This window comes from Roseivirga sp. E12 (assembly GCF_017592825.1).
Lineage (GTDB): Bacteria > Bacteroidota > Bacteroidia > Cytophagales > Cyclobacteriaceae > Roseivirga.
In genome coordinates, this window is record NZ_JAGFMD010000003.1 from 88,735 (window position 1) to 103,686 (window position 14,952).

A 14,952-nucleotide genomic window follows, 5' to 3' on the forward strand; every position below is an offset into this window, starting at 1 on the left:
CTCTTGCTTATTAAGTAGTTATTGGTCAGATATTGATAAGTGATTGTTTCGGTGGATAAGTGGTCTTCTTGATAAAATGTGTGGATGATGTGGTGATACATTGTTTGGAATGTATGGGTTATCCATGTTTAGCGAGCTGAGAAAAATTCTACTATGATTTCTGTGGAGAAGTTGATGGGATATAATGACTTATACACAAGTTATACTTGCGGTTAGAAGAAGACATTGACATCAGTCTGCTCCCAATTCTTCCTAACTTCTATGAATTTGGTTTTGTAAAAGTCGTCAAAGTAGAACTTAGCTGGCTCGGGGCTTTCCCAATTCAAGAGGTTTCCAATGTCCCATTTTCCATTTCCATTGATGTCTTTAATAACCCTTATCATGTAGCGGCCAGCAGAGAGATAAGTGAATAGAAACTCTTTTGAATTAGATGTGCGGACTACATCATGTGTCCGTGAATCAAGTAATTGAACGATGATTTGTTCATGGTCAGATACGACCGAGCCACCAATAACAGCTGAGTCATCGGTTGTCAAAAGGGAAATGCTTTTGTCTTGCTGAATAGAAGTGTCATTATCGGCTGAGATAAAAGCACCAGTTTTAAACACTAGAAAGATGTTAGGGCTTGATACTCGATTTAGTAGTTCTACTATATCTATTGGAAATGAGGCCTGAGTATTGAGTTTATCCCAACTAATGAGGGTTGGGTCTATCTGGTGTGTGGTTGTACTGTCAAGCTGATAATAGAGGCTATCAGCGTTAAATTGAAGGACAGGTTTATTAAAAGAAATTGAAATAGTGTCTTTTGGAGGAAGTTGATTAGTACTTGGGCTCACTTCGAAGCTAAAGGCTGCAGGATCTAACCTAGATTCATTGAAAGAGACTTGTACAGTATCTAAAAAGACACTATTGAGAGAGTCTTTCACACTAAAAATGAGTTGTGTAGTATCGGAGGTAGGCCTATCCATGGGATAGAAGCGTACTTTAGAAGCTTCAGGTATGCTGTATATTAGATCTTCTCCTTCGACTATCTCGAAATTACTAACTGATTTATTAAATGAGATGTCATAATAAATTCCAAAGTTTCGGGCAGAAACAGTGCGAATTCTTTCTGTATTTAAACTCTGAATAGTGAAGTCAATGTTGGTAAGTGAACTACTGAGTGAGAGAGTGTCTGGATAGAATCCATATAGCTCACTTTCACTATCGGCTTGGCTGTTATTGTTTTTGTCTCTAACAGCATAAACTCGAAACTGACCACTAGGCAAGTTTCTGAAGTTGTAGTTGCCGGCTGAGTCTGTACGGCTGTAATAGGATGCTGGCCCTGTTAGAATGTCTAATGAATCGCTTTCTGAATAAAGTGAAACTAAGAGGTTTTCTATAGGGTCTTGAGTATAGAGGTTTAGAACCTTTCCCGCTATTGTCAACGAGTCGATGTATTCTCCTGTTGAAAAGCTCAGATTAATGCCTTCGGCTGGGTTGTTATTTGTAATGTCCTGGATTGTACTTCCAAAGCTCAAGTTATAGGTAGTATTTTCTTGAAAGGGCTCAGTGAAACTCAGGGAGAGGACATTCTTGTTAACTCTGGCTCTATAGGTACCAGCTGGTTTTGGTGTAATGATGAGATCGGTTTCGATTGACCTAGTAATTATTCTTTCATCAAAGGACAGTTGAATTGTTTGACCCTCAAAATTAGTGGTGCCTGCTTCTGGTGTTGAACTTATGAGTACGGGTGGGGTTTCATCTTCTGGACCACCTGTTGGTGCTCCTACTCTGGCACATGAACCAATGAATAGCAGAAGGATTAGAGATAAAGCTGTACGGGTTCTAATAGGTGTCATCTGCTTAGTACATAAATGAGGCTGCTATACTCATTAGTTTTAACGGCTTTTCTATTAGAGAGGTATCCATTAATGAATGCCTTGTAGTAGCTCTTCTTTTTGTTGAGGTACTCATCGGAAAGTAAACTAACATAATAGCTATCAAATTTCATGGGATGCGTAGCAACAATATTCAGACCAAAAGTTTTGGCCAGCTGGTGGACGCTTTTTTGTGAGAAATGATAGAGGTGACGTGGTACATCATAGCCAGCCCAGTGATTGCCGTAGCGCTGTGCATCCTCAGATTTGTAGTTAGGGAGAGCGAGTATAATGATCCCGTTTTTATCAAGGTGTGATATCAGTGTTTTAAGAGTATGCTCTAAATCATGTACATGCTCAAGTACATGGAAAAGACTGATTGAAGAGAAGGTTTGATCAGAAGGTAATTGATCTAGTTTTTGGTAGACAGAAGAAATGTTCTTGGTTGCAATATTGTAGGCTTTTTGGTCTGGTTCAATACCAGTAACGCTCCATTCTTTGGTTTTCAAAAATTTGAGGAACGCTCCTGTCCCACAGCCAAAGTCGAGGTGTTGTTTGTCAAGAGTGTATTTTTTAAGAATGCTATGTTTTCGTTTGAAATTGATCTTTTGAACCTTGCTGTATATTATATTGAAAAAACCACCCTTTTTGTCTCCATGAGACACGTAACTATTTGATTTATAGTAGGTTACAATGTTATCAATGGATGGTCGAGGATTTGTAATGAGAGTCTGACATTGCTTGCAAAGACAGAGCTTGAAGTTTTCTTTATCACCGAAATGATCTATAACATCGATGTGTTCTTGTAACTCTCTACTATGACATATTGGACAGCATGTAAGCGTTTCGTTGATCATCGGCCCATGTATACCATTAGTACTGAAATGTCGGCAGGCGAGACACCGCTGATTCTTGAAGCCTGGCCAATGGTTTTAGGCCTGATCTTTTCTAGTTTCTCTTTTGCTTCCGATGATAAAGCCGGTATACTCTTAAAGTCAAATGTTTCTTTTATTCGGAGTCCCTCTAGTTCCGATACACGTTCTGCTAGCTTCGTTTCTTTATCGATATAATCCGCATACTTGATATGTATATCAGCACCGTCAAGAATGTCTTGCTCATACTTATCAAAGTATTCTTCAAGGGAATCGTTTACTTGTTTAAGGTCACTAATATGAACTTGTGGCCTCTTGACCAACTTAGCCAGGTTCGTTCTATGCTGAATTGCTGCACTTGAAAGTGATTCAAGTGTGGGATTTACTTCAGAAGGATCTACCTTTTTCTGTTCTAGGTCGTTGAGAAGTTTGTGAATCTGACCTGATCTGGCTTTCATAGTGTCATATCGCTCTTGAGTTGCTAGGCCAAGATCATATCCCTTTTGTGTTAGTCTTAGGTCTGCATTGTCTTGTCTAAGAAGTATTCTGTGCTCGGCTCTTGACGTAAACATACGATAAGGTTCATCTGTGCCTTTATTGATGAGGTCATCAATGAGAACGCCAATGTATGCTTCCGAACGTGATAAGGTGAACTCTTCTTTTTTAGTGCTCTTTAGGTGAGCATTGATTCCGGCCATTAGGCCTTGACAAGCTGCCTCTTCATAACCTGTCGTGCCGTTGATTTGGCCAGCAAAGTAAAGGTTGGAAACTAACTTCGTTTCAAGCGTATGATTCAGTTGTGTTGGTGGAAAGTAATCGTATTCAATGGCATACCCAGGCCTAAACATTTTGACATTCTCGAAGCCACTAATCTTTTTGATTGCTTCGTACTGAATGTCTTCCGGAAGGGAAGTAGAAAAACCATTGACATATATTTCAACAGTATTCCAACCCTCTGGCTCAACGAAAATTTGGTGCCTGTTTCGTTCCGCAAAACGATTGATTTTGTCCTCTATAGAGGGGCAATACCGAGGACCTATTCCCTGTATTCTTCCATTGAACATGGGAGACTTGTCGAAACCTTTCTCTAATGTTTGATGCACTTCAGGATTGGTATATGTTATATAACAGCTCCTTTGTTCTTTGAGTGGACGAGTTGAATGACTGAACGAGAATTTCTCCGGTTGTTCATCTCCAGCTTGCTCCTCCATTTTACTGTAGTCTAAAGAGCGGCCATCAACGCGAGGAGGGGTGCCAGTCTTCATCCTGCCAGCTTCGAAACCGATGCTTACCAATTGTTCTGTTATTCCCGTTGAAGCTCCTTCCCCTGTTCTTCCCCCTCCAAATTGTTTTTCACCAATGTGTATGATACCATTTAGGAAGGTGCCTGATGTAAGTATGACGGACTTGGCTTTGAATTCAATGCCCATGCCAGTTGTGACACCGGTGACAACATTGTCTTTCACCAGAATGCCTGTGACCATTTCTTGCCAGAAATCAATGTTGGGATTAGCCTCCAATGCTAAACGCCATTCTTCTGCAAAACGCATGCGGTCGTTTTGAGTTCTTGGACTCCACATCGCTGGGCCTTTTGATTTGTTGAGCATGCGAAACTGGATCATGGACTTGTCAGAAATGATACCTGACATTCCACCGAGTGCGTCAATCTCACGAACTATCTGCCCTTTGGCCACACCCCCCATCGCAGGATTACATGACATCTGGGCAATGGTGTTCATGTTCATTGTGATCAGTAGAACTTTTGAACCCATTCGTGCAGCAGCATTTGCGGCTTCACACCCGGCATGACCGGCCCCTACTACTATAACATCGTATGCTGGATACATATCCTTAAATCAATAGTTCCACGTGAAACAGTTGCGCTAGTCGAAAAAGTTTCACGTGGAACACTTTGTGTTTCTTCAAATGTGCAGCAAAGATAAAGAAGCTTCTTCGCTTTTTCTCATCTCTGTTTTTTGAGCTTCGGTTTTATCCTGTTTTCCAAGAAGGTGGAGAATGCCATGAATCATTACGCGATGAAGTTCGTGCTTGTAAGGAATCTTGAGTCGTTTAGCATTGTCCTTAACTCTGTCGATGGATATGAAAATATCGGAATCGATTGGAGCACTGTCATCTTCGCGATTGTCAAAGGTGATGATGTCAGTGTAATAGTCATGATCAAGGTACTGCTGGTTAACTTTGAGTAAATAGTTGTCTGAACAATAAATGAAATTGATTGAATCAATTATCTGGTCATGCTGCTCAACAACTTGACTGATCCATGACTTAAGTATGCGCTTATGGGATAGCGGGAAGGAGATCTCTTCTTGGAAGAAGTTGATCTTTGACATTAATTGAGGTAGAAAGTAAGTTCCAAGGTACTGCCGTCACTTTTGAAGTTTACTTCGTCAGCAAGGTTCTTGATCAGGAAGATTCCGCGACCGCCAATTTTTTCTACGTTCTCAGGTGCTGTTGGATCCGGAAGGTTCTGATGATCAAAACCAGCTCCTTGATCGGAGACTGTGAATACTATCTGCTCGTCTTGTAAATTGGCACTAAGCAAGACATTTTTGGCTTTATCGGCCTTATTACCATGGATGATGGCATTATTAACCGATTCAATGACTGCAATCATAATATTACCATAAAGATCATCGGTTAGGCTGTATTCTTCTTTGGCGTTGTCTACGAAGCTCTCGACTATGCGAATGTTCTCAACAAGAGATGGTATTTCGATGCTTATGTTCTTCATTGAAGGGCTCAATTCTTTTCCTTGATCTTTTTGAAATACTTATTTGTCTCTCTTTTATAATAGGGATTCAGCTTTGCTGGGATAGTTTTTAGCAATTCGATTTCCTTTTCTTTGGCTTTTAAGTATTCATTAAGAGATTCTGGAATAGACAGGTCGTAGTCAAAGGCTGTTCTTCCTTTTCTTTCCTCGTCCTCACCCCTTTCTTGAACCGAGTTTTCGGCTTCTAACAAACGGGTTAATATATCTTGCTGTCTCTGAACAGTCTCATCAGTAATGCTTTTGTTGATGAGATCCCATTCATTTTCTTCCATTTGATTGATCAACTGATCAATTTTCTCGCCCAATTTATTTCCATCAAGGCCCGTTTCAAAATTTTCAAGCGCATTTCTGAGTCTTTCTTGTTGAGAGGCTAGTTTGGCTAACTGCTCACTGAGTTGGCGTCCTGACATGCCGCTCTCTTTTAGTTCTTTGATTTGCTCACTAAGCTGCTGTTGTAGCTCACTTAAACCACCCATTTGTGGTTTATTCTTTTGATTTCCTTTTGATTTCCCTTGACCCATTTGACTGGCCATTTGCTGCTGCATTTGCTGAACAACGTCATCAAGTAAAAGAGCCAAGTTGTTTATGGCAGTCATAGCAAACTGTTGTTTACCGACTGCTTGGTTAATACGTTTTTCTTTGAGTGTCTCGACAGCACCATCCATTTGGCGATTCATTTCTCCCAATTCACGCATTACAAAGGAGGATATTTGAAATACTCTTTGAGATAATGAAATGAGACTGTCTTGAATGATCTTGGAGTCATCTTGTAGCTTAAGCTGACGTTGAGATAGCTTAACATATCTAGGATCGCTTTGTCGTATCTCCTTAAACTCGTTCATTAAGCCTTCTTGATTAAAGGAAAGAGTAACTAAGTTGTCGACAAGATCTCTTAAGTTTTCCAGGTTTTCTTGCTGCTGCTCCATTTGGGCACCGCTTTGCATGGACTGAAGGCTCTGTTTTACCTCTTTCATCTTTTCGGCAGCACGCTTTTGAGATTGAGAGGCATTCTGTCGCTGTTGCTGGCTTTCGGACTCTTGGCTTTCACTTTTTTCTTGCCCTTCTTCTGAAGAGTTTTCTTCTTTCTCTCCCTCCTCATTTTCTCCTTTATCGCTCAGTTCATCTTGTGCTTTTTGCTGTTCATCTTTTGCTTCTTCAAGGCTTTCGTCCAAGTCTTCTGGCAGGCTATCAGGGTTTTTGCGATCTTGATTTAATTCATTAAGCTTGTCTAGCTCTTCTTGAAGTTTTTCTAAGTCTTCCTGCTCTTTTTTCTGCTCTTCGGCAAGCTCTTCGTTGCTTTTTTCACCCTTTTCAGTTTCTTCATTCAGAGCCTCTTGATCATCTATCTCCTCCTGTAGTTTCTCAATATTATCTTCAAGCATTTTATCAAACTGAAGCTTTTTGAAGAGTTCTAAAGTTCTTTCGAGGTCTTCTTCCAGGTTACCGCTATTTTCCCGGAGATCGTCCATTTTTTCTCTAAACTCCTCTATATCAGACTGTTCCTCTAACAACTCTCTTAGCTCATCGTAGAGCTTCTTCATCTCATCATCCAATACATTGTCCATGATTTCCTGAAGCTGTTCCATCTTTTGCTTAATGGATTCATTTTGAGGTTTGAACTGCTCGAGTTTTTGGTTGTTTTGGTTGTTTTGCTTTTTGAGCTCGTCAACCTTTTCGGCAAGCTTGTCTTTTTGATCCAAAATTTCTTGCATCAGCTTCTCGTCCTGCCACTCTATCTTTTTCTTAGTCTTGAGCCTTTCATCGGCTTCTTCGATCATTTTGTTCAGCTCTTTAGCATCCTCGAGTGTCTTGTCTATTTCGCTTTGAATCTGTCGGTCGTTAGCCTCAATTTCAGCTTCAATTTCTTCCAATGAAGGAATTTTGAAACTATAAGTAGCTGATTTGACAGCTTTTGAACCATTAACCGCATCGTTGTCGGCCACTTGCATGTAATACTTTAATTCTGCCCCAGCTTGAATTTTGGCTGAATCCAGTGTATAAACTTGATAATAGCTCTGATCGGAAAGTTCCTGATTGAATGGAATTGTAAAAGACTCGAATGTTTGTTCATCATCATAAGAATAGTGGAAAGAGAGGGATGAGAACCCATAGTCATCTTTGATGTTTCCACCCAGAACTATGTTTTTATAAAGAACGGTGTCCTGAAACTGGTCTAATACGATTTCAGGATATCGATCCTTAATCACTTCAATTTGAAACTTTAGAGAATCTTTATTACTGCTGAATTCATTCTTAAGCTGAATAGAATACGGCCCCGACTTACTAATCGTTCTTTCTAAAAGAAACTCTTCTTCATTTACTAATTCTGCAGCTAATGCTTCTGCCGGATTTTCAAAGTGAATAGAAAGTGATTCAGTGTGTTTTGTGTTGAACTTCCAACTTACCTCAGTCCCCTCAGGTACCGTCAAATTACCAGAATTGCGGATATTCTCGTTTTCTCTTAGTGTGTACTCAGGGTACTCTATATCCATGCTAAACAAGTCAACGGCAGGTCTATTGAAGGCTTCAATGTTATATCGGTCTGAAAGCACTCCTTCAGATTCCAAGCTGAAACTCACATCTCCGCGCAAGCGGTCAATCCTGTATTCGAATTTATCATTGTCTATTTTGGATACTTTGATTTTACGCTCATTGATCCAGATATAGACGTCAACTGGGCTTAATTGACCTGAGGTTTCTATGGACAGCGTAAAAGGTTCGTCAATGAAACCTTCGAGTTGAGTTCTATCTATTGAAAAACTGAATGGCGCCTCTGCCTTAAATTCCGAATTATAGTTTATTATTCTGGTTGAGCTTTCGGTAATGAACTGAGGCAAAAATATCAAGAGTGCTATGATAATGGCTACCGGAGTATAGACATACCGGAGATATTTTCTATTGGCTTTGAGGTCAATGGCGTTTACGAATGGAACCTGTTGAATAGTACTGCTTTTTTGCCTAATGCTTGCGAGTAGCAGTTCATTTTCATGACTGGACAGCTTTTCTAACTGAATGATATTCAGAAGTTTATCTGAAATTTCTGGAAAAAACTTTCCGATTTGAAGGGCTGCTTCTTCATTGCTGATCTGCTTGCTTGAATTCTTCAAAACCAACAAGTGCCGAACAACAAACCAGTAGATTAAGGTGATATTAATGGCAATGAACCCATATAACATGGCGGCCCGTCCAATCGAGCCTAGGCGGCCTGAAAACTCCACAGTGTTAATAAACAGAAATGAAGCGAGGAGCAGGGCGGCAGATATGATAGCACCTTTAATCGCTTTATTCCTATAGTACTTTGCTTTATAGGCCTTTAGTTGATTCTTAAGTGCTTCATTAGATCCCATGCTCTATGAAATTTTGTTTCACACTTTAATTACGCAAAACATGCGTAAAGGATTGTAAAACGATTGATAAAGAGCAGAATATACTACTTATTCAGTCAATTTCTAATACGATTGGGCAGTGATCTGAGTGATGAGCTCCAGGAAGGATGGATGCTGAGGTCAACCGATCTTCCATAGGCTTGGAGGCCATATGGTAATCTATGCGCCAACCTTTATTATTCGCCCTTGAATTTGCCCTATAACTCCACCATGAATAATGGTGAGGGTCAACGTTGAAAGCCCTGAAAGTATCGATAAAGCCGGAACCGATAAATTTGGTCATCCATTCTCGTTCTTCAGGAAGAAATCCAGAGGAGTTCTTATTTGAAACAGGGTTGTGGATGTCAATTGGTGTATGGGCTATATTATAATCACCGCTAATGACAAGGTTAGGAATGTCGTTAATCAGTCGATGGGCGTAGTCGTAGAAAAAGTCGAGCCATTCATATTTGAAGTCCTGCCTCACATCTCCGCTAGTACCACTCGGCATATAAACCGACATGACAGAAAAGTCCTCAAAATCCGCTCTAATCACCCGGCCTTCACTATCATATAACGAATTACCACAACCATATTCGACATGCTTAGGCTTATGTTTGGTCAATATAGCTACACCGCTATAGCCTTTCTTCTCCGCTGTTTCAGTATAGAGCTCATAACCCAACTCTTTGTAAAATGGCTCAATCTGATCGGCCATTGCTTTGAGCTCTTGTATACAGACAATGTCTGGATTTTCTTCAGCCAGCCATGTCTCAAAACCCTTTTTAAGTGCGGCCCTAATGCCATTAACGTTGTACGAAATGATTTTCATAGTGTGATTGTCAAGTTGTATTCTTTTTCAAAGTACTCTAAAACATGCATTTTGAGCAGTTTTTCCTGGTCCAATAGATCAAACCTTGGTAGTTTCTTCATTGCCACCCAGTGTGGCCAACCATCTTTGTCAAGACCTTCAAGTTCATAGTAGCCCGAATAACTTAGAACTTTGCATATCGCTATGTGCATAAGGTCTTGTTTTTCTTCTTTAGAGAAGTTTTGCTTGCCTTTTCCTAACTCTTGAACACCAATGAGAAATAAAGTACTGTTTAGGTCCTTGGGTCTTTTGCCAATTGTTTCTGCAAGTTGAGTGAGTAGCTTCACCCACTTTCTTTGTAACTCAAGGTCTTTTTTATACATTTTTGGCCTCTTCTTGCAGGCTTTCCCAGTATTCGACAGCTCTTCTTAAATGAGGGATTACTATGGTACCACCGATAAGGTTGGCAATAGAAAATACCTCAAATACCTGTTTGGTGCTAATGCCTACTTCATAACACTTGCCAAGGTGGTACTTGACGCAGTCATCACAGCGAAGAACCATTGAACAGGCTAAGCCAACAACTTCCTTTGTCTTAATATCAAGCTCACCTTCAGCGAAGGCATTCGTGTCAAGATTAAAGAGTCTCTTGAGCACTTTATTATCCTCTTCGAGAATCTTCTCGTTCATTTTGGCTCGGTAGTCATTAAACTCTTGTACTATACTCATGTTTATCTTACTTTATTCTTTAATAAAATGATGAAAGGCTCCTTTTCTACGTACCTCTCAGACTTCGTGTCTCTATTCTATCCGAACCTATGTCTAGGTTGTGATGAATTGCTCCCAAAAGGAAGTGAGTACTTGTGTCCGAAATGTCACTACAATTTACCAAAAACCCATACTCATAGGCTTGAAGTTCCTCAGTTCAAAGAAAAATTTGAAGGGGTGGTTGCCGTGAGAGATGTATTGGTTTATGCCCATTTCTTTAAGAAAGGGTTGATTCAGAAGGTTTTGCACCAACTTAAGTATGGTAACCAACCAGGAATAGGAGAAATGATAGGCAGGAGGTATGGAAAAGAACTATTAGAAAGTGGCTATGCCGATGCTTATGACCTCATTGTACCAGTACCTTTGCACGAAAAGAGATTTAAAGAAAGAGGCTACAATCAAAGCGAGCACTTTGGACTTGGCTTGTCGAAGGCCTTGGGCATACCGATGAATGTTGACTCACTAGTGAAAGTGAAACACGTAGGTTCTCAAACCAAAAGAAGCAAATTGAGCAGAATTGTAAATGTTGATGGTGTGTTTAAAGTATTGGACAATAGCTTCTATGAAAAGCGTGTCTTATTAGTCGATGACCTCATGACAACAGGTTCCACATTAGTTGCTTGCTTGGAAGTTTTAAGAGAATGTAAGCCAGAGTTTATGGGCATTGCTACAATTGGTGGGGCAAAATAAAAAAGGCTCCAAAACTTGGAGCCTTTAAATATCATTTGGATTCGGTTTACTTTCGGCCGAAAACCCTACTTATGATTCCATTCGACTGGTCTAGCTGCTTAGAGCCTATAGATATCATGGCACAACGGAAACCAATTGTAGAAGTAGCTCTGTCCATATCAAGATACCTTCTCGTACCAGGAGCCATCCAGTAGGCTACATCCTTCCATGACCCACCTTTATATACTTTTGATCGATCATTCACTAAAGAACGATATTCGAGTTGTGGGTTGAAAGAAACACTGTCTCTTACTTGACTAGATTCCCAACCGTAATCTTTCTCAGAATCACCGGTACCATCTTTTCTAACAGGGTTTAGATCATCAAAATCTCCATATGACAGTGGCCTGTAAGTATCAAACACCCATTCGCTTACATTTCCTGCCATGTTAAAGAGGTTAAAATCGTTTGGTTCTCTTCCTCCAACTGCTTCAGGTATTACTGAAGCATCATTGTTTACATTACCGGCAATACCTGCATAGTCACCACGACCTCTTTTGAAGTTGGCCAAGTGCTCACCTCTCTTTTTACCAAATGGGTTTCGTGTACTTCTTCCATCCCAAGGATAGATCCGGCCATACTCTTCATTTTCATCTAAGTAAACAGTACCGATGGTTGCTTTTGCAGCATATTCCCATTCTGCCTCGTTAGGAAGTCTAAATTGAGGAAGGTAGATACCTCTTTCAATAAACTGCCTTTTGTTTACCTCTTCATTCATGAACTCAATGATTTCTTGCTGAAAATCATCAAAGTCTTCAACTGAGATAACCTGTTTATCACCGTTATTATCACCTATTATCTGACCACCAATTCCCAACTCATAATCTCCAGTAGTCTCGTTAATCACTATGAACTCTTCTTGAAATGTTAACGGTAATTCGTCAAAATCCATTTCAAAGATTTGTCTAAGGTTTACAAAGTCGGTTCTCCATTTTGAGTAATCAACAACTTGTCTCCAAGTGACTCCAACCACAGGGTAATTGTTGAATCCAGGATTGCTATAATAGTTTTCAGCGTAAACATCGTTAAAAGAGAAGTTACTGGTCCAAACTGCATCATTTGGAATAATGTCGGCCATCATTTTCGGATTACTCTTGCTATGGGTTGGCCCCTGTAGATCAGGAATAAATGGTAAGATAGGATCAGCCAAATCTTCATTGCCTTTCGCATTAGGATCTTCTATCTCAATATTTTTTGGAAGGCTTAAGTTTTGAGGGTTGTATTGATAGTGTACATACTCTCTCCAGTCTTTGTTGGTAACCTCTGTCTCGTCCATCCAGAAAGAGTTGACTGTAACGGTTCTCTCAACATTATCGCGAGCACCGTAAAGATCTTGTTCATAAGAGCCCAAAATAGTTCTACCGCCCTGAACGAATACCATCCCAGGAGGGTTAGGCAGAGCCTGATCGTCATATGGCTTAAAGCCTAGGTTGCTCTTTTGAGTAGCATATGTGGCACCAGTGGTACTACTTTGGCTAGTTTTTTTGGAGCAAGCACTAATGGAGAACAAAAGTATAACACTAAGAGCGCCTACTTTCAAATAACCCGCTGTGTTTTTCATTTTTAACTATTTAAGCTTATTCAGGTGAAAATTGAACTCGCTAATATACATTTATACTCAATCTATCACAAAATCAGCCTTCTGATTCAATGTCCAAAACGAGATTATTGAAGGGATATTTCAGAAAATAGAATAAATGTTAGTGCATGCATTGGCCCTATTTAGCATCAAGGTCAGAATTCAAAGGTTAAAAACCACCAATATTACTTGAACAGACTATAAGTCACTTGATCAGCCTATATTACCTTTCAGTCAAAGGCAATCATCGTCTTTATGGAAATCTCTTTTATTTGAAACATGAATAAAAATAAGCTCTATTGGATGCTTCAGTTTGGCGGCTGGGGTGGATTGATGCTAACGAGCTTTTTAGCAATGGTTATGTTCATGCCGTTTTTGCCCGCATTGGGCACAAACCTTATGGCCATATTTTTGGGTGTCTTTGTAAGTCATTTATACCGTGGTTATGTAAAACGTAAGAACTGGAAAGATCTTAGAATTGCGAAACTCTGGCCGAAAGTGTTTTTGGCAAGTGTACTGCAAGGTGCATTATTGTCGATTTTAACCTTGATAACCCTGGTTGGTGTTTTCGTACTTGTTTCTTCTGCTGACCCCGAGGCGTTAAATGGCGTGATGGGTATCCCCGAAATGGAAGGGGTAGACGAAGAGACCATGGAGAAGATTAGGCAAGCCAGTATAGCCAACTTTTCTGGAAGTAAACTGCTGGTATTTCTTTTAAGCTTTGTAGCCAGTTACGCTATCTATTTTATCTGTTGGTCAGCCTTGTACTTTGCTTATCAGTATTTGCAGAAGGCTCGTGAAATGGAAATAGAAGGGTGGAAACTATCTGCATCCATTAAGGATGCTGAATTAAGCACTCTAAAAGCTCAAATCAATCCTCATTTTATGTTCAATAGCCTCAACAACATCCGTTCGTTGGTGGTTGAGGATTCAGAACGTGCTAGAGATGCTATCACGCATTTATCTGATTTACTAAGGTTTTCCGTTCAGTTTGATCAATATGAAAAGGTTTCATTAGAGAAAGAGCTTGAAGTTGTACTTGATTACCTGAAACTAGAGGCTATCCAGCTTGAAGAGCGTTTGCAGTATACTTTTGACATAGATAAGAAAACGAAAGAGATGCTCATTCCTCCCATGATTGTTCAGACCCTGGTCGAAAATGCCATTAAGCACAGCATCAATAACCTGCCCAATGGAGGAGAGATCATAATAAAGTCGGCCATTAACAATGATTTTCTTTTTCTTAATATTACTAATACTGGTCAACTGAAAAGAGGGGAAAAGCCTGTCTCAGGAGAAAAAAGGAGAGGGATTGGCATCAGCAATGCTCGTGAGCGCCTAAGACTTCTCTATGGCGAGAACTCTGGGCTTACTGTTCAAAACCTCAACGAGCATATGGTATGTGCTACGGTTAAAATACCTTTGAATGACAAAGAAAGATTTGCCTTATGAAAACACTTATAATTGATGATTCGAGGCTTGCAAGAAACGAGCTCAAGAGATTGCTAAAAGAGTTTGACAATGTTCAAATTGTGGGAGAGGCTGCAAGCGCTGATGAGGCAAAAGAAAAGATCAATGAGCTGAAGCCAGATTTAATCTTCTTGGATATTCAAATGCCAGGTAAAAATGGGTTTGAGTTGCTAGAAGAGTTGGAAGTATTGCCAGAGGTAATCTTTTCCACCGCATATGATGAACACGCACTCAAGGCCTTTGAGTATAACGCCTTGGACTATCTGGTTAAACCCGTACAGAAACAGCGTCTGGCTGGGTCAGTTTCCAAAGTTTATGATAAGGTAAGGAAGAAGGAAAACGAGCAAAACAATTCTGAGGAAGGCATTTTGACAATTAACGATCAAGTGTTTGTAAAGGATGGTGAGCGCTGTTGGTTTGTTCAATTATCGGATATCAGGCTCTTTGAGGTAAGTGGGAATTATACTACCGTTTACTTCGATACTTCGAAGCCTATGATTACTAGAACACTCAATTACCTCGAGTCTAGACTTGATGACAAGACTTTTTTTAGGGCAAATAGGCAACAGATCATTAACCTAAAGTGGATCGAGCGTATAGAACCATGGTTTAGTGGAAGCTTGCGAATTTACCTTAAAGGGGGTGAAGAAATTGATGTTTCAAGACGTCAAACGCTTAAATTCAAAGAGTTAATGAGTTTCTAAAACT

Annotated in this window: 13 protein-coding genes; 3 read left to right on the plus strand and 10 right to left on the minus strand. The window is 40.0% G+C overall.

The genetic code is table 11. The annotated features are described in order from the left end of the window. Window positions 1-212 precede the first annotated feature (212 nt). The 9 genes from J4E76_RS09860 to J4E76_RS09900 form a co-directional block, all read right to left on the minus strand. On the minus strand, window positions 213-1,841 hold the full coding sequence (locus J4E76_RS09860; RefSeq protein WP_208503655.1) for an Ig-like domain-containing protein: 1,629 nt from the start codon (window positions 1,839-1,841) through the stop codon (window positions 213-215). Then, window positions 1,838-2,716, minus strand: coding sequence for a class I SAM-dependent methyltransferase (locus J4E76_RS09865; protein WP_208503657.1), 879 nt, complete (start codon window positions 2,714-2,716; stop codon window positions 1,838-1,840). The genes J4E76_RS09860 and J4E76_RS09865 overlap by 4 nt, the downstream gene beginning before the upstream one ends. Continuing rightward, entirely contained in the window at window positions 2,713-4,578 is a 1,866-nt protein-coding gene (gene mnmG, locus J4E76_RS09870) for a tRNA uridine-5-carboxymethylaminomethyl(34) synthesis enzyme MnmG (protein WP_208503659.1), read from the minus strand. The genes J4E76_RS09865 and mnmG overlap by 4 nt, the downstream gene beginning before the upstream one ends. Window positions 4,579-4,653: 75 nt before the next feature. Beyond that, window positions 4,654-5,082, minus strand: coding sequence for an rRNA maturation RNase YbeY (gene ybeY / locus J4E76_RS09875; RefSeq protein ID WP_208503661.1), 429 nt, complete (start codon window positions 5,080-5,082; stop codon window positions 4,654-4,656). Then, window positions 5,082-5,483: an ATP-binding protein gene (locus tag J4E76_RS09880; protein WP_208503662.1), complete on the minus strand. Its 402-nt coding sequence runs from the start codon at window positions 5,481-5,483 to the stop codon at window positions 5,082-5,084. The genes ybeY and J4E76_RS09880 overlap by 1 nt, the downstream gene beginning before the upstream one ends. 8 nt (window positions 5,484-5,491) lie before the next feature. Next, on the minus strand, window positions 5,492-8,869 hold the full coding sequence (locus J4E76_RS09885) for a DUF4175 family protein (protein WP_208503664.1): 3,378 nt from the start codon (window positions 8,867-8,869) through the stop codon (window positions 5,492-5,494). A 91-nt stretch (window positions 8,870-8,960) separates the two neighbouring features. Next, window positions 8,961-9,719, minus strand: a complete 759-nt coding sequence (locus tag J4E76_RS09890) for an exodeoxyribonuclease III (protein ID WP_208503666.1) — start codon at window positions 9,717-9,719, stop codon at window positions 8,961-8,963. Next, the gene (locus J4E76_RS09895; RefSeq protein ID WP_208503669.1) at window positions 9,716-10,081 is read right to left on the minus strand and encodes a hypothetical protein; all 366 of its coding nucleotides are present in this window, start codon (window positions 10,079-10,081) and stop codon (window positions 9,716-9,718) included. The genes J4E76_RS09890 and J4E76_RS09895 overlap by 4 nt, the downstream gene beginning before the upstream one ends. Then, on the minus strand, window positions 10,074-10,427 hold the full coding sequence (locus tag J4E76_RS09900) for a carboxymuconolactone decarboxylase family protein (RefSeq protein WP_208503671.1): 354 nt from the start codon (window positions 10,425-10,427) through the stop codon (window positions 10,074-10,076). Before J4E76_RS09900 ends, J4E76_RS09895 begins: the two co-directional genes overlap by 8 nt. Before the next feature lie 30 nt (window positions 10,428-10,457). Here J4E76_RS09900 and J4E76_RS09905 point away from each other — a divergent pair, with 30 nt between their 5' ends. Further along, window positions 10,458-11,156: a ComF family protein gene (locus J4E76_RS09905; RefSeq protein WP_208503674.1), complete on the plus strand. Its 699-nt coding sequence runs from the start codon at window positions 10,458-10,460 to the stop codon at window positions 11,154-11,156. 46 nt (window positions 11,157-11,202) lie between these two features. Here J4E76_RS09905 and J4E76_RS09910 read toward each other — a convergent pair whose 3' ends face one another. Beyond that, complete coding sequence (locus J4E76_RS09910) at window positions 11,203-12,756, minus strand: SUMF1/EgtB/PvdO family nonheme iron enzyme (protein ID WP_208503681.1); 1,554 nt, start codon at window positions 12,754-12,756, stop codon at window positions 11,203-11,205. Window positions 12,757-13,053: 297 nt separating this feature from the next. Here J4E76_RS09910 and J4E76_RS09915 point away from each other — a divergent pair, with 297 nt between their 5' ends. Together J4E76_RS09915 and J4E76_RS09920 are read left to right on the plus strand one after the other, a co-directional pair. Beyond that, complete coding sequence (locus J4E76_RS09915; RefSeq protein WP_208503683.1) at window positions 13,054-14,226, plus strand: sensor histidine kinase; 1,173 nt, start codon at window positions 13,054-13,056, stop codon at window positions 14,224-14,226. Continuing rightward, a complete protein-coding gene (locus J4E76_RS09920; RefSeq protein WP_208503685.1) occupies window positions 14,223-14,948 on the plus strand; it encodes a LytTR family DNA-binding domain-containing protein in 726 nt (241 codons plus the stop codon). Before J4E76_RS09915 ends, J4E76_RS09920 begins: the two co-directional genes overlap by 4 nt. The last annotated feature ends 4 nt before the right edge of the window (window positions 14,949-14,952 follow it).